20 protein-coding genes and 2 tRNA genes are annotated in these 18803 nt (G+C 33.9%); 16 read left to right on the forward strand and 6 right to left on the reverse strand.

Going from position 1 to position 18803, the window contains the following annotated elements; all coding sequences use genetic code 11:
• The first annotated feature begins 1 nt into the window (after nt 1).
• Nucleotides 2–1390 (forward strand): DUF5693 family protein, encoded by a 1389-nt coding sequence (locus X926_RS09715; RefSeq protein WP_103065963.1) that lies wholly within the window; start codon nt 2–4, stop codon nt 1388–1390.
• Nucleotides 1387–1824 (forward strand): hypothetical protein, encoded by a 438-nt coding sequence (locus X926_RS09720; RefSeq protein WP_012208161.1) that lies wholly within the window; start codon nt 1387–1389, stop codon nt 1822–1824. Before X926_RS09715 ends, X926_RS09720 begins: the two co-directional genes overlap by 4 nt.
• 38 nt (nt 1825–1862) lie before the next feature.
• On the opposite strand, the gene X926_RS09725 is transcribed toward X926_RS09720, so the two are convergent.
• Nucleotides 1863–3068, reverse strand: a complete 1206-nt coding sequence (locus X926_RS09725; protein WP_103065964.1) for a pyridoxal phosphate-dependent aminotransferase — start codon at nt 3066–3068, stop codon at nt 1863–1865.
• Nucleotides 3069–3427: 359 nt separating this feature from the next.
• On the opposite strand from X926_RS09725, the gene X926_RS09730 reads away from it, so the two are divergent.
• Nucleotides 3428–4210 carry an ECF transporter S component gene (locus tag X926_RS09730; protein ID WP_199171214.1) on the forward strand — a complete coding sequence of 261 codons (783 nt, stop codon included), beginning with the start codon at nt 3428–3430 and terminating at the stop codon, nt 4208–4210.
• Nucleotides 4211–4263: 53 nt separating this feature from the next.
• Here X926_RS09730 and X926_RS09735 read toward each other — a convergent pair whose 3' ends face one another.
• On the reverse strand, nt 4264–4878 hold the full coding sequence (locus X926_RS09735) for a superoxide dismutase (protein WP_103065965.1): 615 nt from the start codon (nt 4876–4878) through the stop codon (nt 4264–4266).
• Nucleotides 4879–5065: 187 nt separating this feature from the next.
• Here X926_RS09735 and X926_RS09740 point away from each other — a divergent pair, with 187 nt between their 5' ends.
• The 3 genes from X926_RS09740 (at nt 5066) to X926_RS09750 (ending at nt 10173) form a co-directional block, all read left to right on the forward strand.
• Nucleotides 5066–6235, forward strand: a complete 1170-nt coding sequence (locus tag X926_RS09740) for a metallophosphoesterase (RefSeq protein WP_103065966.1) — start codon at nt 5066–5068, stop codon at nt 6233–6235.
• Nucleotides 6236–6381: 146 nt separating this feature from the next.
• Nucleotides 6382–9042 carry a pyruvate, phosphate dikinase gene (ppdK, locus tag X926_RS09745; protein WP_103065967.1) on the forward strand — a complete coding sequence of 887 codons (2661 nt, stop codon included), beginning with the start codon at nt 6382–6384 and terminating at the stop codon, nt 9040–9042.
• Nucleotides 9043–9225: 183 nt separating this feature from the next.
• Entirely contained in the window at nt 9226–10173 is a 948-nt protein-coding gene (locus tag X926_RS09750) for a methylenetetrahydrofolate reductase (protein WP_103065968.1), read from the forward strand.
• Nucleotides 10174–10209: 36 nt separating this feature from the next.
• Here X926_RS09750 and X926_RS09755 read toward each other — a convergent pair.
• Nucleotides 10210–10285, reverse strand: a tRNA-Trp gene (locus X926_RS09755).
• A gap of 282 nt (nt 10286–10567) precedes the next feature.
• Here X926_RS09755 and ffh point away from each other — a divergent pair.
• From ffh to lepB, 8 genes are all read left to right on the forward strand, one after another.
• On the forward strand, nt 10568–11887 hold the full coding sequence (gene ffh, locus X926_RS09760; protein WP_103065969.1) for a signal recognition particle protein: 1320 nt from the start codon (nt 10568–10570) through the stop codon (nt 11885–11887).
• A 38-nt stretch (nt 11888–11925) separates the two neighbouring features.
• A complete protein-coding gene (rpsP, locus tag X926_RS09765; protein WP_103065970.1) occupies nt 11926–12261 on the forward strand; it encodes a 30S ribosomal protein S16 in 336 nt (111 codons plus the stop codon).
• A complete protein-coding gene (locus X926_RS09770) occupies nt 12258–12488 on the forward strand; it encodes a KH domain-containing protein (protein ID WP_103065971.1) in 231 nt (76 codons plus the stop codon). The genes rpsP and X926_RS09770 overlap by 4 nt, the downstream gene beginning before the upstream one ends.
• Nucleotides 12489–12493: 5 nt before the next feature.
• Nucleotides 12494–13051 carry a ribosome maturation factor RimM gene (gene rimM / locus X926_RS09775; RefSeq protein ID WP_158245387.1) on the forward strand — a complete coding sequence of 186 codons (558 nt, stop codon included), beginning with the start codon at nt 12494–12496 and terminating at the stop codon, nt 13049–13051.
• A complete protein-coding gene (gene trmD / locus X926_RS09780) occupies nt 13029–13820 on the forward strand; it encodes a tRNA (guanosine(37)-N1)-methyltransferase TrmD (protein ID WP_103065973.1) in 792 nt (263 codons plus the stop codon). Before rimM ends, trmD begins: the two co-directional genes overlap by 23 nt.
• Nucleotides 13813–14379: an RNA methyltransferase gene (locus tag X926_RS09785; RefSeq protein ID WP_103065974.1), complete on the forward strand. Its 567-nt coding sequence runs from the start codon at nt 13813–13815 to the stop codon at nt 14377–14379. Before trmD ends, X926_RS09785 begins: the two co-directional genes overlap by 8 nt.
• Nucleotides 14380–14578: 199 nt before the next feature.
• Nucleotides 14579–14938 carry a 50S ribosomal protein L19 gene (rplS, locus tag X926_RS09790; RefSeq protein ID WP_103065975.1) on the forward strand — a complete coding sequence of 120 codons (360 nt, stop codon included), beginning with the start codon at nt 14579–14581 and terminating at the stop codon, nt 14936–14938.
• A 5-nt stretch (nt 14939–14943) separates the two neighbouring features.
• The gene (lepB, locus tag X926_RS09795; RefSeq protein WP_103066002.1) at nt 14944–15909 is read left to right on the forward strand and encodes a signal peptidase I; all 966 of its coding nucleotides are present in this window, start codon (nt 14944–14946) and stop codon (nt 15907–15909) included.
• Nucleotides 15910–15956: 47 nt separating this feature from the next.
• Here lepB and X926_RS09800 read toward each other — a convergent pair.
• Nucleotides 15957–16044 (reverse strand) — tRNA-Ser (locus tag X926_RS09800).
• 62 nt (nt 16045–16106) lie between these two features.
• On the opposite strand from X926_RS09800, the gene rsmG reads away from it, so the two are divergent.
• Together rsmG and X926_RS09810 are read left to right on the forward strand one after the other, a co-directional pair.
• A complete protein-coding gene (gene rsmG / locus X926_RS09805; protein ID WP_103065976.1) occupies nt 16107–16784 on the forward strand; it encodes a 16S rRNA (guanine(527)-N(7))-methyltransferase RsmG in 678 nt (225 codons plus the stop codon).
• Nucleotides 16781–17560: a biotin/lipoate A/B protein ligase family protein gene (locus X926_RS09810; RefSeq protein ID WP_103065977.1), complete on the forward strand. Its 780-nt coding sequence runs from the start codon at nt 16781–16783 to the stop codon at nt 17558–17560. The genes rsmG and X926_RS09810 overlap by 4 nt, the downstream gene beginning before the upstream one ends.
• Here the strand turns inward: X926_RS09810 and X926_RS09815 are convergent.
• On the reverse strand, nt 17535–17816 hold the full coding sequence (locus X926_RS09815; RefSeq protein ID WP_103065978.1) for a hypothetical protein: 282 nt from the start codon (nt 17814–17816) through the stop codon (nt 17535–17537). The two genes, X926_RS09810 and X926_RS09815, sit on opposite strands and share 26 nt — an antisense overlap.
• Nucleotides 17817–18803, reverse strand: coding sequence for a flagellar basal body P-ring protein FlgI (locus X926_RS09820; RefSeq protein ID WP_103065979.1), 987 nt, complete (start codon nt 18801–18803; stop codon nt 17817–17819).

The following is an 18803-nucleotide window of genomic DNA, read 5'->3' on the forward strand; positions in this document are numbered from 1 at the left end:
AATGAACAAAATAAGAAAGCCGATAATTTTTATTACTTTATTTAGCTCTTTGATTTTCTTCTTTTACGCCTTTTATATTGATTATCAAAATTCTAAAAATTATTCTATACTGCCTACAGAAGATCAATTGAATTCTGAACAAAAAAGCGGCTATAATTACTTGGTTTATAACCAATATGCCATATTAAAAGACTTTGAATCTCAAGGCTTCGAAGAAGATCAATCTTTTCTAAGAGAATTAACAAACCAATACGATTGCCTACTAGTTGTCGAGTTTTCTGATTTTGATAAGTATTTTACAGAAATAAAAGATAAAATGAATAAGGACATCCTTAATAATATGAGATATGTACATTACATCAAACCTGGAGAAATAGATAAATTTGATGATCAGATGATAGTTCAAAGATTTCATAGGGCATTGAAAGAGAGAAAGATAAGATACTTTTTGTTCCCCGATCATCCAAGGACCCCAGAGCTAATAAGATTAGTTCAAAAAGATTTAGGAACCCCAGTTACAATCGATTCAATTAAGTACTCTTCTCCCAACGTTATCGTTCCATGGGTAGGTTTTGGACTCATCACAATGAATTTATTAGTATATATACCCCTTTTTGCTATCTTATATATTTTGGCTTTTTTCTTTTTATACAATTGGTCTTTCACTTTGGCCGCAACTTTGTTTTCAGTCATCATCTTTTTTAGAATTTCTAAAAATAACCTCCTAAAAATAATTGGCTATGCTTTATTATTTGGAGTTTTAGTGTATATGAGCGCTTACAACTCTTTATTTATCTTCAAGCTTAACAACGTTAGAGGGATCAAAATTCTACTTTTAGTTTTGCCTTTGTTAGTACTGTTGAAAGCGTTTATGGATTTTACCGGTTTTAGATTTAGCAAATTTAATATCGCGGAATCTTTTAAGAAGGTTAAAGAGTTTAAATTTAACAAGTCGGATATTTTATTACTTATTTTTGTCGCATTTGCTGGAATTATATACATAGTAAGAAGTTCAAACTGGGCTTTTGTTACAAATTTTGAAAGAAGAGTTAGGGATGCGTTAGAAAGAGCGCTTATATCAAGGCCGCGAACAAAAGAACTTATTTCGTACTTGTTTTATTATACAACTCCTCTTTCAGGGAGAAGTTTTATATGGGACTTTTTTAAGGCTCTACTACCGGTATCGATACTGGACACTTTTTTACATATACACACACCGTTGAACTTGAGTGTCTTACGAACGCTCAACGGTTTTTTAGTTTCTCTTTTACTTTTGTTAGTTATAATATTAATAGAAAACTTGTATAGAAAGTTTACATATTCAGCTCATGCACCGCAAGAAGAAAATATTAGCCAAGAAAATTCAACCGCCGAGGAGGGGATAGAATGAATAACTTGAAAGTTTTTTTAAGAAGCATAGCAATTATTGGAAGTATCGTGGTAGCGGGACTTTCTGTCTACTTGTTTTATCTTGAAAGTGTCAATCAAAGACTTTTCGAGTATTTTAATTTTTCGGATTTTTTAAACTTTCTTTTTATAGGTTTATTTGTCGGATTGGTAGGAGGTTTAATATTTTTTTATTTTCTGTTTCTATTTAACAAAAAATACGGTATGACATTTTCGATCATACTACTTAGTGTGCTTTCTGCTTTGTCTATTGTTGTATACTCTTCAATGATTTTAAGCGTTATTTTTATTGCCAACCTTATTGGATTATCTTTGGCAATATATTTCACAAGGCAAAAGCCGGAAAACAAAAAGTACGTTAAACCTTCATCGCCCAAAACTGCCAAAGAACAAACTGACAAAAATTCAGAAAATTAATTCAAAGGCGCCGTATATTGAAACGGCGCCTATTGATATCATTTAACTTTTATTTTTCTCTCATTGTAAACGGTCACAGCTTCTTTTAGGATATTACAAGCCTTTCTTAACTCTTCGCTGTTTAATACATAAGCGATCCTTATTTCTTGCTTGCCAGCACCTGGTGTAGCATAAAAGCCTGACAACGGTGAAACCATTACAGTTTCTCCATTCACATCGAAGTCTGTAAGCATCCACTTAATGAACTCCTCAGAATCATCGATCGGTAGTTTAACGGAGAGATAAAATGAACCATGGGGTTTCTTACAAACGGCTCCTTCGATCTTTTTTATCTCTTCGTATGCAGCGTCCCTTCTTTTTTGGTACTCTAATGCAACACCTTGATAATAATCTTTCCCCAAATCCTTTAGTAACCCTAAAACACCAAATTGAGCCAACAAAGGTGGAGATAATCGAGATTGAGCAAATTTCATAACTTGCTCTAAAAGTTTTTTGTTTTTTGTAGCAAAAACTCCAATTCTTGCGCCACAAGCACTGTATCTTTTTGACACACTGTCTATCAAGATGAATCTGTCTTTGTCTTCAAAATCCATGACGGATACATGCTTAGTTCCATCAAAAGTGAATTCTTTATATACCTCATCTGATATTACAAATATGTCTTTTTCTTTTGCAAAGTCAACGATTCTTTTTACTTCTTCGTAACTGTACACAGCTCCTGTCGGGTTTGAAGGATTTGAAAAGATTATTGCCTTAACGTTTTCGTTGTAAGCCTTTTCGAATTCTTCTATACTTGGAACAGCGTAGCCGGTTTCCGGATCCGATTTCACTGGGCAAAGTTTTACATTTAGCATCTCTGCAAAACCTTTATAATTAGCATAAAAAGGCTCTATAACCATTACTTCATCTCCTGGATCTGCAACAGATGCCAAAGCGAAAATTGCTGCCTCGCTTCCACCTGTAGTGACGATCAACTCTTGGGAGTCAAAGTCTATATCCCACAACTTATAATAATCGGAAAAAGCCCCACGTAACTCTAATAGCCCTGCAGAATGACTGTAATAAATTACTTTGGATGAGTACTTTTTTATCCCTTCGAAGAATGCTTTAGGTGTTTCAATATCAGGTTGCCCTATGTTTAAAAGGTAAACTTTTTTACCTTCTTCCTTTGCCCTTTCTGCATATGGAACTAATTTTCTAATAGGAGAAAATTGTGTATTTAAAACTCTTTGAGATATTTTCATATCTTGCCCTCCTCATTCTCATTTTTATTATCTCTTCTGAGACTTGCTCCCCTTTGCCCCGCTCCCCACCCCGTTTCGTTCCCCATTCCGTAGGGATAAAGTATAAATTTATTTTCTAACAGTTCTTATTATAATTTAAATAAACTAAAAAGTCAAAGGACGCCAGAGCTGATTATAAGTGAATATAGCTTTTTACAGGCAATTATTCAAGCAATGAAAAAAAATTCATAGAAAATATTTTCTCATTAACGAAAGATATATTTGAACTGTTGTATTCAAAGAGTGGATGTTGTATAATTAAGTGAAAAATACAGCTTTTAGTTTATTATTGGATTTCTACTTAGAGGGAGGAATTTATATTGAAAACGAAAGATGTTGCAATTTCTGGTATAATGATTGCCTTAGTTTTTGTTTTAACCTTTGCGATAAAAGTTCCTGTCCCGTTCACAAGGGGCTACGTACATTTGGGAGACAGCATGATATTCATTTCAGCAATTTTGTTTGGCAGGAGGGTTGGAGCTTTAGCCGGAGGATTAGGTTCGGCTTTGGCGGATTTGGTTGGAGGTTATGCTTATTGGGCTATACCTACTTTAATTATAAAGTCCGTTATGGGGGCTTTAGTCGGTTGGATTTCCGATAGTTATAGAAACAAATATTCTGGCAAAAAAGAACTTACAATTTTTCTCTCAAGTATAGGTATATGGTTGGCTTTTTCTTTAACTCTTTCCTTATTCTTAAAAAACTTGATAGAGAATTTAGCTACTTCTCCTTTCACTAACAATTTAATGAATGAATTGGGATATGAAAATATAGAAGAGTTAGAAAATTTTTTATTAAACGCTAGGGGATTAATCAACATTATTCTTTTAGCAATACCAATAGCCATAATACTAATTTCGTTGTTTCTTAGGGGGAAGGATTCAAAAATCTTCAGATTAGGTAATTTGATGGGAAGTATGATAGCCGGTCTATGGATGGTTATAGGATACTTTTTTACAGGTAGAATTATAGTTGGTAATTGGGTGATGCCGATTTTTGAGGTACCTTGGAATGTTTTACAATTCACCGTAGGAATTCTCGTTGCATACATAGTGCTATTCGGTCTACAAAAGACAAAACTTTTTGAAAACTCCCAAAAGTAAAATAAGTAATCTCGGTTGCATAAGCAACCGAGATCTTTTTATTCTACTATTATTTATTTTAGCAACATTTCATACCTTTTAGTAACTTCTTCCCAATTAACTATGTTCCACCAAGCTTGTATGTATTCCGGTCTCCTATTTTGATATTTTAAATAATAGGCGTGTTCCCAAACATCTAAGCCTAACAAAGGTTTTAAACTGTATGTAATAGGATTATCTTGATTCGGTGTGGATAGAATCGAAAGATGCCCGTAGTTATCTAATACTAACCAAGCCCATCCGCTCCCAAATCTTGTTGCTGCAGCATTTGAAAATTCCTCTTTAAATTTGTCGAAACTTCCGAAAGTCTTATCAATACTTTCAGCTAACTTTCCAGAAGGTTCGCCACCACCGTTGGGTCCCATTATTGTCCAAAATATGGAATGATTGTAATGTCCGCCTCCGTTATTCCTTACTGTTGTTCTAATATCTGCTGGTATATTGTCTAAATCCTTGAGAATGTCTTCTATACTTTTGCTTGCCCATTCAGGATATTTTTCTAAGGCAGCATTTAAATTTTTAACGTAACCTCCATGATGCTTAGTGTGGTGAATCTCCATTGTTGTAGCATCTATGTAAGGTTCTAGAGCATCGTAGGGATAACTCAATTTTGGTAATTCAAAAGCCATTATTACACCTCCATAATTTGATTTAAATGCCGATAATTTTTATCGTAATTAAATTATACCACACATTTTGTTATTATGCAAGTCGAATTTGAGGTTCATATATTTTTAATAAATCTTATAAAAAGAGGAAAATGTTTGTGTTATAATTACCTTCGGAATTTCGAAAAAATCTGCTGGAGGAAACCAAATGAAGGTTTTTCTGAGTGATTTGCACATCGGTTTAGGTAATGAATCAGATGACTTTATATACGATGACAGACTAATCAAGTTACTACGTGATCTTGATGATGAAAACAATGAGTTATATATCGTTGGAGATTTTTTCGAGTTATCTAACTTAATCAATGATGGTCTCATGATGGATACAGCTTCTGAATATGCAGAAAAATTTGATCCGTCTTTAATAGATACAATATTCGCTAGCCATGAAAAGATGATCGAAGAGCTCCGAAAATTTTCAAAAAAACATAACATTTATTATATCGCAGGTAACCACGATTACTATGTTCTTTTGAATCAAAAAATAAACGAAAAAATCAAAGAAGCATTCGAGAATTGTGAAATTTTACCCTATTATTATGATCCAAACTTAAGATTATTTGTTATACATGGTAATCAGTTCGATATAGTCAATCGATTGAGCAAAGATAAAGATGGAAACCTTATTCCGCCATTTGCAGAGTACATGAACAAATACATGAATTATAATTTTGGAAAAGTCGCCGGGAAAATTCTACCTGCTGAGCTTTTTTCAGATTATCAAAATATTTATCCTCAGTTGGATGTTTTCAAGTGGTTGGATATCGTAAAAGAAAAATATGATCTTAATTACAATTTAAAAAACAAATGGATCGAAACCTTCACACAACTAATTAAAACTCCTCAGGTAAAGAAATGGATGAAAATCAATTTTCCGGGTGTAAATATTCTATCCAATATATTCGTGAATAACTTAGGGGGCATGAAATTAGGTGAAGCTATAGTTAGGGCAGGAATGTTCTTTAGAAGTATGAGAAATTCGAATTCTCTTTTAATGAAAGCAGAAGAACTTTTAAATGATAAATTCTATATACCGAAAGAATATCTTATTGGGTTTTATGATCAGGATATCTCTTTTGCTAAGGGAGAAATACAGGGAATAGTTATGGGCCATAACCATAGAGCGTCCTTTAATATCATAAAAAACGGAGGCTTAAAAGAAGTTTATATTAATACTGGAACATGGAAATTCATGGTAAATAGAAATTTTGGAATAAATAGAAATGAGTTCGTCAAAAAAAAATTAATTTCCTATCTATTGATAGACGACTCGAATAAATCTATGAATTTTAAATTAGTTAGGGAAGAAGCATTTTAAATTATTAAAATTGTATGTTAAATTTTACCCAAATGAGAAATAGAAAAAAAGTAATTAGAATATAATTAAATAAAGTGTGATGATTTAATCACATTGGTTTTTTTGTAATTATAATTTTTTCATAAAAATAGCTAGGAGGGAAACAGATGGGAAAAAAGTACGTATACGTGTGGAATAAAAACCGAGTAGAAGGTAACTCGAAAATGAAAGACATTCTTGGTGGAAAAGGTGCTAACTTAGCAGAAATGGCATCTTTAGGTTTGCCAGTACCTCCAGGTTTCACTATTTCAACGGAAGTATGTAAATATTATTGGGATAATGGCAGAAAATTCCCAGAAGATCTTAAATCGGTTGTTGAAGAAGCCATGAGGGAGCTTGAAAACGTTACGGGTAAAAAATTCGGTGACAACGCAAATCCTCTCTTGGTTTCAGTCAGATCAGGTGCTGCTGTTTCTATGCCTGGAATGATGGATACTATATTGAATTTAGGTCTTAACGATGAATCAGTAGAGGGATTAGCCAAGCTAACTAACAACGAAAGATTTGCTTGGGATTCTTATAGAAGATTTATCCAAATGTTTGGTGATGTTGCACTGGGTATCGCCCATGAAAAATTTGAAGAAGCCCTTAATGAAGTCAAAAAAGAAAAAGGCGTAAAACAAGATTTGGAATTAGATGCGAACGATCTTAAAAAAGTTGTTGAATTATACAAAAAACTGTACAAAGAAGAGGGAAAAGAGTTCCCACAAGATCCTATGAAACAGCTTTGGATTGCTATTGAAGCAGTTTTCGGAAGTTGGAACAATCCAAGGGCTATAAAGTATAGACAAATTAATGAAATGGACAAACAAGGGCTTTTAGGAACCGCTGTGAACGTAGTTGCTATGGTTTTTGGTAACATGGGAGAAGATAGCGGTACAGGTGTGGCTTTCACAAGAAATCCAAACACTGGTGAAAAGAAATATTACGGTGAATTTCTAACCAATGCACAAGGCGAAGATGTCGTTGCTGGTATAAGAACTCCAAAAAGTTTGGATGAGTTAAAGAGTATCAATCCTAAAACATATAACCAGTTACTTGAGGTTATGGATAAATTGGAGAAACATTTTAGAGATATGCAAGACATAGAATTTACAGTTGAAAAAGGGCAATTATATATGCTTCAAACAAGAAGCGGAAAAAGAACTGCTGCTGCGGCTGTTAAAATTGCGGTAGATATGGTAAAAGAAGGTCTCATAAGCAAACAAGAAGCAGTGATGAGAGTTAAGCCCGCAGATATAGAAAAATTACTACATCCTATTTTCGATTCTGAAGAATTAAAAAATGCCCAATACATTGGGAAAGGATTACCCGCATCTCCTGGTGCTGCAACTGGAAAGATTGTTTTTAGCGCAGACGATGCTGAAAAGCTGGCAAAAGATGGTGAAAAAGTAATTCTCGCTAGACCCGAAACATCCCCCGAAGATGTTGGCGGTATGAACGTTGCAGAAGGAATATTAACATCACGTGGAGGCATGACTTCTCATGCTGCCGTAGTTGCCAGAGGAATGGGTAAGACAGCTGTTGTTGGAGCAGAAGATATAGTCATCGATTTAAAAAATAAAGTTATAAAATCTAATGGAGTTGAATTAAAGGAAGGCGATTGGATTTCCATCGATGGAAACGAAGGAAAAGTTTACGCTGGAAAAATCAAAACAGTTAGACCCGAAGGATTAGCAGGGGATATTTCAGTATTGCTTGAGTACGCAGATGAGGTTTCAGTTTTAGGGGTCAGAGCAAACGCAGATATCCCAAGAGATGCAAAAGTTGCAAGGGAGTTCGGAGCTCAAGGAATTGGACTTTGTAGGACAGAACACATGTTCTTTGGACCAGAAAGAATAAACAAGATGAGAACTATGATCGTCTCAAAAACAGAAGAACAAAGAAAAGCAGCTTTAGAACAACTGTTACCATTTCAAAGATCAGACTTCAAAGGATTATTTGAAGAGATGGAAGGATTTTCTGTTACAATAAGGCTTTTGGATCCACCTCTTCATGAATTTGTTCCAGAGAATGATGAACAAATAAAAGAAGTAGCAAAAATGATTGGAATCAGTGAAGAAGAATTAAGAAGTACAGTTAAAGATCTAGAAGAATTTAACCCAATGATGGGTCACAGAGGTGTGAGATTAGCTATCACTTACCCAGAAATAGCAGAAATGCAAACAAAAGCAATAATTTTAGCCGCTATAGATATGATAAAAGAAGGTAAAAAGGTACAACCAGAAATAATGATCCCATTGGTTGGAAACGTAAAAGAGCTCACCATCCTTAAAGAATCTGTCAAAAGGATAGCTGACGAATTAATAAAAGAAAACAACGTAGACTTAGAATACAAAATCGGAACAATGATCGAAGTCCCCAGGGCCTGTGTTGTTGCTGATCAAATTGGTGCTGAGGCTGATTTCTTCAGCTTTGGAACCAACGATCTTACACAACTTGGCTTAGGTTTTTCAAGAGATGATTATGGAAAATTCATTGGAGATTACATTGAAAAAGGTATCTACGAAAAAGACCCATTCCAACAAATCGATAGAGAAGGCGTTGGAAGATTAATAAAACTTGCTTTGGACGGTGGAAGATCAACAAACCCAAAATTGAAGGTAGGAATTTGTGGTGAACACGGTGGAGACCCCGATTCTATTGAGTTTGCACACTTGGTAGGGTTGGATTATGTAAGCTGTTCTCCATACAGAGTACCAGTCGCTAGATTAGCAGCTGCACAAGCAGCGGTAAATTATAAAAGAGGCAAAACAGTTAATTATTAATCAACAGGTAAGAAATTCAGAAACAATCAGAGTTTTAAAAATAAGATATTGATCTTATTATAGTTACAGGGTGGAGACCTCTCCACCCTTTTTGTTATTTAGCCCATTAACTGTTGACTATTTTTTGCTAGTATGTTAAAATTGAAAAAATGTTTTATTATATCTTTTCCGGGGTGATCCATAATGAAGATAGTAGATTTGATTAAACAATCAAACAAACCTGTTCTTTCCTTTGAAATTATCCCACCTAATGTTGGAGAAAGTATTGATTCAATATTTAATGTTGTGGATAATTTAATCGAATTTTATCCTAAATTTATCAATGTCACTAAGCATGCCAACGAAATAGAATATGTTGAAGAAAATGGGAAGATCATGAAAATCATCCAAAAGAAGAGGCCTGGGACCGTCGGGGTAAGTGCTTCAATAAAACATAGATATAATATCGAAGTTGTTCCTCACTTAATATGTACAGGCTTTAACAAATATCAACTAGAAGACATTCTAATAGACCTAAACTATCTAAGGATAGAAAACATATTCGTCGTAAGAGGAGATAAGAAAAGGTATACATGGAAAGAAACCGATGAATACGAACATGCAAGTCAATTAGTTGAGCAAATAGCAAATATGAACAGAGGAATATACACGTTCCCAACAAAAGAACATAATTCTACAAATTTCTGCGTGGGCGTTGCAGGATACCCAGAAAAACATTTTGAATCCCCAAACTTTGAAAAAGATTTGGACTATTTGAAATTAAAGGTCGATATGGGGGCAACATTCATAATAACTCAGATGTTTTTTGACATCGAGTATTACAAAAACTTCGTTAATAAAGTTCGAGATCTCGGCATAGAAGTGCCAATAATTGCAGGCATCAAACCGTTGGGAAGCAAAAAAACACTATACAACATCCCTAAAACTTTTCATGTTAATATACCTAAATCCATTGTGGAAGAGTTTGAAGACGCAAAATCATCTCAAGATGAATATATTATAGGAGTAAGGCACGCAATAAAACTAATTGAGCAACTTTTAGAACTGGGAGTTCCAGGAGTACATCTTTTTACGATGGGGAAAGGAAAGATAGTAAAAGACGTTTTAAGTGCATTTAAGGGAATTTTTTAGAATTTCGATGGGTGGGGAGCAAAGGAGAAATAAAAATGGCACGCCCGGAGGGAATCGAACCCCCAACCTGCGGTTTTGGAGACCGCCGCTCTGCCAGTTGAGCTACAGGCGTATTGCTACAATATTATAACATAAAAGTAGAGATCTATCAAGCATTTTTTTCTTTAAATTAGAGTGAATTGATTTGTTAACAATAATGTGATAAGCTTATGAATAGAGAAATACAACGCGTATTTTAAAATAAGTGTTCTTCTATTTATATTATAAAAAATTTAATGTAATAGTAACTTTAAATTATACCTCGTCTTCTACTTTTTTCATACTTTTTACCAAATTTCTTTCTTTTTATAGTATACTAAGGAAGGATTATTTTAAGTCATGGGGTGAGCAAATAATGTTTGAAAACTTACAAAAAAAGCTGACAGGAGTCTTCAAGAACCTATCGGGTAAAGGAAAATTATCCGAAAAAAATATAAAAGATGCTGTTAGAGAAGTGAAACTTTCTCTCTTGGAAGCAGACGTTCACTATAAAGTGGTAAAAGAACTGATTGACAGAGTCAAAGAAGAAGCAATTGGATCTAAGGTTCTCGAAAGTTTAACCCCTGATCAAGAATTTATCAGAATAGTTAGAGACGATTTAATAGAATTGATGGGTGGTAAAGAAAACAATAAAATTACCATTTCTCGTAATCCAGGTTTTATAATGCTTACGGGTTTGCAAGGAAGCGGTAAAACAACAACCGCCGCTAAGTTAGCAAATTTTTATAAGAAAAAAGAAAAAAACCCTTTGTTAGTTGCTGCCGATACTTACAGACCAGCGGCTATCGATCAACTTGTACAGTTGGGTGAGGATATTGGCATTCCCGTTTTTACTGGTGACAGAGTAAACGCTTTGAAAATTGTAGAAGAAAGTAAAAAATATGCAGAAAAGCTTTTGCATGATATTGTTATTGTAGATACCGCAGGGCGTTTACACATCGATGAAAAGATGATGGAAGAGCTAGAAAATATAAAAAAATTAATCAATCCTGATGAAATTTTGATGGTTGTCGATTCAATGGTTGGTCAAGATGCAGTTAATTCAGCAAAAGAATTTAACGATAAATTGGATCTTTCTGGTTTTGTTGTTTCAAAACTCGACGGTGATTCTCGAGGCGGGGTCATCATCTCTATTAGGTACATAACTGGAAAACCCGTCAAATTAGTTGGTGTTGGTGAGAAGATAGATGATTTGGAAGAGTTTTACCCAGATAGATATGTTGGAAGAATTTTGGGAATGGGAGACGTACTTTCTTTCATAGAAAAAGTAGAACAAGATATAGATAAAAAGAAAGCAGAAGAAGATGCCGAAAGGTTTATGGATGGAAAGTTTGATTTAAAAGACTTTCTCGAGCAAATTCGACAAATAAGAAAATTAGGGCCTCTAAGTAGTCTTTTAGAAATGGTTCCCGGTGTCCCAAAGGAGCAAGTAGATGTAACAAAAGGTGAGCAAGAATTAAAAAAATTCGAGGCAATAATAAATTCAATGACCCCTAAGGAACGTAAAAACCCAGGAATACTTACTTATTCAAGAAAACAGCGGATAGCCAAGGGAAGTGGGACAACTCTGCAAGATATTAACAGACTATTGAAATCATACGATCAACTGAAAAAAACTATGAAGCAAATGAAGAAACTAAAGGGCAGAAAACTAATGAACAATCTACCGTTTTGAAATACCAATAATAATTAAAAATATATGGAGGTGTATTAATGGTAAAAATCAGATTGAACAGGATGGGAAGGAGACATCAACCGTTTTACAGAATAGTTATCGTAGACTCAAGAAACAAAAGGAGCGGAAAATATATAGAATCAATAGGATACTATGATCCTCTAAATAACTCAAACCAGTACAAAGTCGATGAAGACAAGGCTTTAGATTGGCTTTTAAAAGGTGCTCAACCCACAGACACAGCAAGAAGAATTCTTAGAAAAATGGGTGTTATGAAAAGATATGATGAAATAAAATTTCGATCCAGAAAAGAAAAGGACGTCAAAGAATATAATGAAATTGTTGAACCAGAAGGAGAAGAATTGAAAGAATGAAAAATCTGCTTTTAGACATTTTGAACAACATTGTTAAACATCCCGATGAGATAAAGATAGTAGAGTCCACTGAGGAACAAAATGTAATATTTGAAATATACGCAAATTCTGAAGATGTAGGTCAAATAATTGGAAAAGACGGCAGGACTATTAAATCCATAAATATTCTTTTAAACGCAGCAAAAAAAGACCCTGAAAAGAAATTTATTTTAAAAGTAATCAGGTGAGTGAATTGAACAGTTTATCCAATCTTTTGGACAACAAAATCTCTGTGGCAAAAATTGTTAATAGCCATGGAGTGCACGGAGAAGTAAAAATAGTACCTTTTACCAACGTAAAAGATGTGATAACGAACTTAGAAGAAGTTCTTTTATACAACACCTCAACCAGAAATTTCTTCTTTAGTAAGGTACTACAAGTTAAACCATTAAATAAATTTTTTGTATTGAACTTACGTGGAATAAAGGACATGGACGAAGCTAAAAAAATGATAGGGTATGAAGTTTTTATCGATAAGAAAGATCTTCCTTCTCTTAATAGTGAGGAATATTACTGGTATGAGATTTTAGATTCTGAGGTGTACTATGAAGATGGGGAATACGTTGGAAAAGTAGAAGAAATAATTCAAACAGGTGCAAACGACGTTATTTCTATAAAAAACCTTGAAGATGATAAAGAAGTTCTCATACCAATGACAGATCATTACATTGTTGAGTTAAAAAAAGAGGATAAAAGTATTATAGTAAAAAAGATAGAGTGGTACGAAAATGGAACAAATCAAGCGGATTAAAATTCGTGTTTTGACTATTTTCCCCGGTATGTTTGATATAATAAGAAACTATGGAGTAATCAAAAAAGCTATAGAAAAAAAATTAGTTGAAATAGATATACTCAATTTAAGAGATTACACAACCGATAAACACAAAGTAACTGATAAACCTGGTTACGGTGGAGAAAATGGAATGGTTATGCTGGCAGAACCTTTTTATCGTTTTTACGATGAATACATACTATCTAAGAACCACAAACCTTATGTAGTTTTACCTTCTCCCCAAGGCGAAGTATTTAATAACGATTTAGCTTTTGAGTTAGCAAAAAAAGAGGAATTAGTTTTTTTCTGTGGAAGATACGAAGGAATAGATGAAAGGGTTAGAAAGATCGTTGACAAAGAAGTTTCAATAGGAGATTATGTTTTAACCGGCGGTGAAATCCCTACCATGGTTATTATTGAAACTCTTTTAAGATTTTTGCCCGGAGTAATAGGTTCAAAAACAAGCGTGGAAAACGATTCCTTTTACAATGGGCTTTTAGATTATTCACACTACACCAAACCTCAGAATTTTAGAGGGATGCAAGTGCCGGAAATTCTGTTAAGTGGGGATCATGAACGTATTAGAATCTTTAGAAAAAAAGACAGTTTGTTAAAAACGATATTGAAGAGGCCAGATCTATTTATAAAGAAAGAATTAGATGAAGAAGAAAAAAAGATTTTAGTAGAGATTATTCAAGAAATGTTTAACAAAAACCCTGATAATTTTAAGGAGTCCAAAGATGTTTGATAAACTATATGTGGCCTTAATTCACTATCCTATTCTAAAAAAAGACGGAAGTATTGTTTCAACAGCCGTTACAAATTTTGATGTTCACGATATTTCAAGAACCTGTAAAACTTATAATGTTAAAAACTATTTCTTAGTTACTAACTTGCCTGCTCAACGAAAGATTGTAGAAAAAGTTTTAGATTACTGGCTCAACGGATATGGAGGAGAATTTAATCCCAACAGAAAAGAAGCGCTTGAAATATTTAAAATAAAAAATTACCTGGAGGACGTTATCGAAGAAATAGAAAAAAATGAAGGAGAACGACCAAAGATAGTTTTCACTTCTGCTAAAGCAAGAAATAATGTAGTTTCTTTCGAGGAACTAAAGAATAAGATAAAAAATTCTGACCATCCCTTTTTAATTCTTTTTGGAACCGGTTGGGGAATGCCAGAAGAGATTAGAGAAATTTGTGATTACGATTTAGAACCTATTAGAGCTAATGGAGAGTTCAATCATCTTTCTGTGAGAGCAGCGGTTGCTATAACGCTTGATAGATTAATAGGTGAAATTGTTTGATTTCTAGACTCTTCTGTTGTAGAGAATGTGGTTTTGCAGCTTTGTGCAAAATGTTTCTTTAAAATGCTTTAGAAACAATTTCCATATTCTCATTTGTGGAACAAATGATGTGCTGCTTTAGAAATGTTTTCCAAAATCTCGTTTGCTACGCAAACGATGTAAAGTCACTATGAAAAATAATATTTGGGAGGTTTTAAAAATGGACAAAATCATAAATGCAGTAGAAACAAATTATAAAAAAGAAGATATCCCTGAAATTAGGCCGGGAGATACTGTAAGAGTCAACGTGAAAGTTGTTGAAGGGGAAGGTGAAAAGAAAAGAGAAAGAATCCAACCCTTTGAAGGACTAGTAATAAAAATAAGAGGCGCTGGCCTAGGACGTTCTTTCACTGTTAGGAAAATGGGAGCAGATAGAGTAGGTGTTGAAAGAATCTTTCCATTTCATTCCCCATCAATAAGCAGCATAGAAGTACTGAAAAAAGGTAAAGTTAGAAGGGCTAAACTTTATTACCTGAGGGATGTTAAAGGGAAGATAAGGATCAAAGAGAGGAAGGATTGAGCCTTTTGAAAGAGGCTACTAAGAAGAAAATTAAAGATGAGACCTTAGATTGGATTTACGCCATAATATATGCATTGATATTTGGAACAATTATCAGACTGTACGTATTTGAAACAATGATGGTTCCAACACCTTCTATGGTTCCAACAATTCAAGTATACGACAGGTTGTTTGTAGAAAAAGTTACTTATGAATTTGCCGAACCAAATAGAGGCTCGATAGTGGTCTTTTGGACACCTTTTGTGGACATTAGGGCCCAACAACAGTTACGTACTTTTGATAGGTTTATGGATTTTTTTGCTCCAGCACAATTTGAGGGCCATGTAAAATACGTTAAGAGATTGGTAGGGAAACCGGGGGATACCTTAAGACTGGTACCGGTTGAAGAAACGTTTTGGGAAGATATTAAAAACGGAGAAATTCAAAGTACTCCCGAATGGTTAGATTTTATTATTGATTATTATGAAAGTGTAGATTATATCCCAACCCAGATAAAAAACAAGGTTTCAAAACTAGAAATAAACGGAGAAATACTACCTGAATTTGAAAATATTTATTATTTAAGAGATGCAATATTTGAGGATCCTAAATTTTTTGATTATATAGCCTATCCCGATCAATACCGTTATGAAATTGCTACATCTGATTTATTTTTTATGTATAAGGATAACTTCACGGGTAGGTTGATACCAGCTAAACCCACTATTGAATGGTACAGAGAAATGAGAGATACACTCTTATTTACCGATTTTTATGAAAATGAACTTTCAAAATTGGATTTACCTTCCTTAATATTCAAAGATGAAGAAGGCCTTGTAAATATAAAAATTCCAGAAGGATACTATTTCTTCATGGGTGATAACACATTGGAAAGTCAAGATAGCCGCTTTTTTGGATTTGTTCCTGTTGAGAATATTATTGGAACAACTTTTTTAAGAATTTACCCGTTTGACAGGTTCGGTAAGATATAGATAAGTATAGTAAAAACCGCCAAAAGGCGGTTTTTTAAGTTTAAGAATGGCGGAGACGGTGGGACTCGAACCCACACGGGGTGTAACCCCATCGGTTTTCAAGACCGACGCCTTAGCCAATTAGGCTACGTCTCCAAAACAATATGAATAAAATGTCCAACCCACAGGAATTATAACATATAAGGAGCTCTTTGTCAATGAAAGAATCGGATGAAAAGGTCCAAAAAATTAATAAATACATTGATATGCTGATTAACTATCCAGTAAATTTGACTGCCTATGAAAACGAAAAGGATGCCTTTGAAAACCTAATTTTAGACAGTATAATTCCTATTGAGGCAGAAGACAGCTTTTTAAATTCAAAAAAAATTATAGATATAGGAACCGGAGGAGGTATACCTGGTTTAGTATGGGCTATATACTTCCCAGAAAAAGAGTTTTATCTAGTAGATAGCGTATCAAAAAAGGTAGAAGCTTTGAAAACTTTTATAAAAGAGTTAAAATTAACTAACGTTTATTTGTTCTGTGAAAGAGCAGAGGATTTCGCAAAAACCCATCGAGAATATTTTGACTTTGCAACATGTAAAGCGTTAGCCAGAAGTGATATCGCATTAGAATATTTGACCCCACTTGTGAAAGTAAATAGCTATATATCCCTATTCAAAGGCCCATCTTACTTCAAAAATGAGAAAAAATATACACAAAACGTGTTGAACAAGTTAAATATTGCAGAGTTTAAAGAAATTGAATACGAAATCGGAGAAGACAAGAAGAAAAGGTATTTTATACTTTTTAAAAAAATTGGAACTACCTCTCAAAACTATCCAAGGCAAGTAGGTATTCCAAAAAAATTCCCTTTAGGAGAAACGAAATGATCAAAATTATTGTTGATAAGCCTTATGAAGGTTCTATGAATATGGCATTAGACATATCAATAGCCAAACTCAGTGCAATAAGAAAAATTTCTACATTAAGGATCTACCAATGGAAAGTTCCCACCTTATCCCTTGGAAAACATCAAAAAACAGGCAACCTAAACTGGGAGTTTATAAAAAGTAACAATATCTCTGTTGTAAGAAGGCCCTCAGGTGGTAGGGCGGTTTTACACAATAATGAAATAACCTATTCTTTTTCAACCTATATTAACTACGAAAACTTACCAAATAATCTACTTGCAAGCTACTTAAAAATCTCTCAAGCTCTAATAAGATCATTACACGAATTAGGAATTGAAGCGGATCTTGAAAGTTCAAAAAAAGAAGGTGTAACTAAAGATCTTTGCTATGATGCACCCTCATTTTATGAAGTGAAAGTTAATGGAAAGAAACTAATTGGAAGCGCACAATACAGAACGGCAACTTTCATTCTTCAACATGGTTCAATTCCAATTAAGCATGACTATGAAACTTACATCAACTCTTTTAAATACTCTCATACTGATTGGATAAAACGGCATTTAATTAGTTCAACCATCGATTTAGAAACAATTTTAAAAAAACCTATTTCAAAGATGGAGATTGCCAGAGCTTTTGAAATAGGTTTTAAGTCGGTCTTCAAAGAAGAAATATCAGAAGGTGTTTTAGAACAAGAGGAAATAATTCTTGCACAAAAAATGAAAAATAATTTTAACGTTCTGGAGGAAATGAACTAACAATTTGATTAACCAAGGGTTTTAAGCTTTGTTGAGTCAATAGATTAGCATATTCAACATTTATCCATTCTTTAATCCACTTTTCTGCATTTGATTCTGGAATTAATTTATTCTCTTTAAATAGTTCATCATCTTGTGCAGAGTTCAATATCTTTGCAAAGATGTCCGACACGAAAGCTTCAGTTGCTTCTCTCATACCTATTTTATTATAATTTATACCAGATACATTAAATGCTGGTCCAATTACGTTAGTCATTTACATCACCACCAAGTCGGCATATAGGTAAGTTTTAGCACTTTGAATAATTGCAATTATATCTTGAGGTGTTGCTCCAGCCGTTTTTAAAGCTGTAATCAGGTTCGCAACCGTTGCAGGTTTACCACTTATTTTGCCGTTTTCAACACTTACACTGAAGTTACCATAACTAACAGTGAAATCAGCCATTCCGACATCTCCTCCAAGAACTATTGTGCCCGTTCTTTCATTGATCACTATCTTAGCTTTTACATCGGGAGTAACCTCTATCTCTTCAATTAAAGCCAAAAAAGATATAATATCATCTTCAAAATATTTTGGAACTTCTACTTTAATTGAAGAGGGATCAAGAGCTTTTGCAATTTTTAATGAAAAAGTTGAATTTATTGCGTTAGCAACCCTCGCCGATGTTGTAAAATCTGGTTGTTTCAAGTTGATAGTCACCGTGTCTTCATCTACAATCCGAGCAGGAATTTCTCTCTCTATAATAGCCCCTTCAGGGATATAACCAACAACTTTGTATCTTTCTTGCAGGTTAGATGATGAACGAACATTGGCTCCACCAGTTAAAACATTACCTTGTGCAACAGCATAAACTCTATTATCAGCACCATAAAGAGGCGTTTGCATTAAGACTCCATTTTCAATTGAATCAGAATCTCCTATGGCAGCTACAGTAACGTCTAATCTCATACCTTCCTTGTAAAAAGAAGGTATATCAGCGAAAACCATAACAAGGGCGGTGTTTTCTGTTTCAACATAAGAGGTAAGATTGATGTTAAAGTTGGTCAGCATATTATTTATCATCTCAGAGGGTACATCCCCCGAATCTCCTGTACCATCTAAACCTGTAACTAAACCGATTCCAAATAATTGATTGTCCCTTGCACCTCTGAAATTCGAGATATCTTTTACTCTAACTCCAGCAAAGGCATAACCACTTATAATTAAAATTAATAAAAAGGTGACAAATAAATTTTTTCTCAT

The organism is Petrotoga sp. HWHPT.55.6.3 (assembly GCF_002895495.1).
GTDB classification, from domain to species: Bacteria; Thermotogota; Thermotogae; order Petrotogales; family Petrotogaceae; genus Petrotoga; species Petrotoga mobilis.

Coding starts and splice junctions, on each gene's coding strand:
- rplS (WP_103065975.1), top strand. CDS start 14,579: ATGGACAAAATCATAAATGCAGTAGAAACAAATTATAAAAAAGAAGAT.
- X926_RS09785 (WP_103065974.1), top strand. CDS start 13,813: ATGTTTGATAAACTATATGTGGCCTTAATTCACTATCCTATTCTAAAA.
- X926_RS09740 (WP_103065966.1), top strand. CDS start 5,066: ATGAAGGTTTTTCTGAGTGATTTGCACATCGGTTTAGGTAATGAATCA.
- X926_RS09720 (WP_012208161.1), top strand. CDS start 1,387: ATGAATAACTTGAAAGTTTTTTTAAGAAGCATAGCAATTATTGGAAGT.
- X926_RS09815 (WP_103065978.1), bottom strand. CDS start 17,816: ATGACTAACGTAATTGGACCAGCATTTAATGTATCTGGTATAAATTAT.
- ffh (WP_103065969.1), top strand. CDS start 10,568: ATGTTTGAAAACTTACAAAAAAAGCTGACAGGAGTCTTCAAGAACCTA.
- rpsP (WP_103065970.1), top strand. CDS start 11,926: ATGGTAAAAATCAGATTGAACAGGATGGGAAGGAGACATCAACCGTTT.
- X926_RS09750 (WP_103065968.1), top strand. CDS start 9,226: ATGAAGATAGTAGATTTGATTAAACAATCAAACAAACCTGTTCTTTCC.
- trmD (WP_103065973.1), top strand. CDS start 13,029: ATGGAACAAATCAAGCGGATTAAAATTCGTGTTTTGACTATTTTCCCC.
- X926_RS09725 (WP_103065964.1), bottom strand. CDS start 3,068: ATGAAAATATCTCAAAGAGTTTTAAATACACAATTTTCTCCTATTAGA.
- rsmG (WP_103065976.1), top strand. CDS start 16,107: ATGAAAGAATCGGATGAAAAGGTCCAAAAAATTAATAAATACATTGAT.
- X926_RS09810 (WP_103065977.1), top strand. CDS start 16,781: ATGATCAAAATTATTGTTGATAAGCCTTATGAAGGTTCTATGAATATG.
- X926_RS09820 (WP_103065979.1), bottom strand. CDS start 18,803: ATGAGAAAAAATTTATTTGTCACCTTTTTATTAATTTTAATTATAAGT.
- X926_RS09715 (WP_103065963.1), top strand. CDS start 2: ATGAACAAAATAAGAAAGCCGATAATTTTTATTACTTTATTTAGCTCT.
- X926_RS09770 (WP_103065971.1), top strand. CDS start 12,258: ATGAAAAATCTGCTTTTAGACATTTTGAACAACATTGTTAAACATCCC.
- ppdK (WP_103065967.1), top strand. CDS start 6,382: ATGGGAAAAAAGTACGTATACGTGTGGAATAAAAACCGAGTAGAAGGT.
- X926_RS09735 (WP_103065965.1), bottom strand. CDS start 4,878: ATGGCTTTTGAATTACCAAAATTGAGTTATCCCTACGATGCTCTAGAA.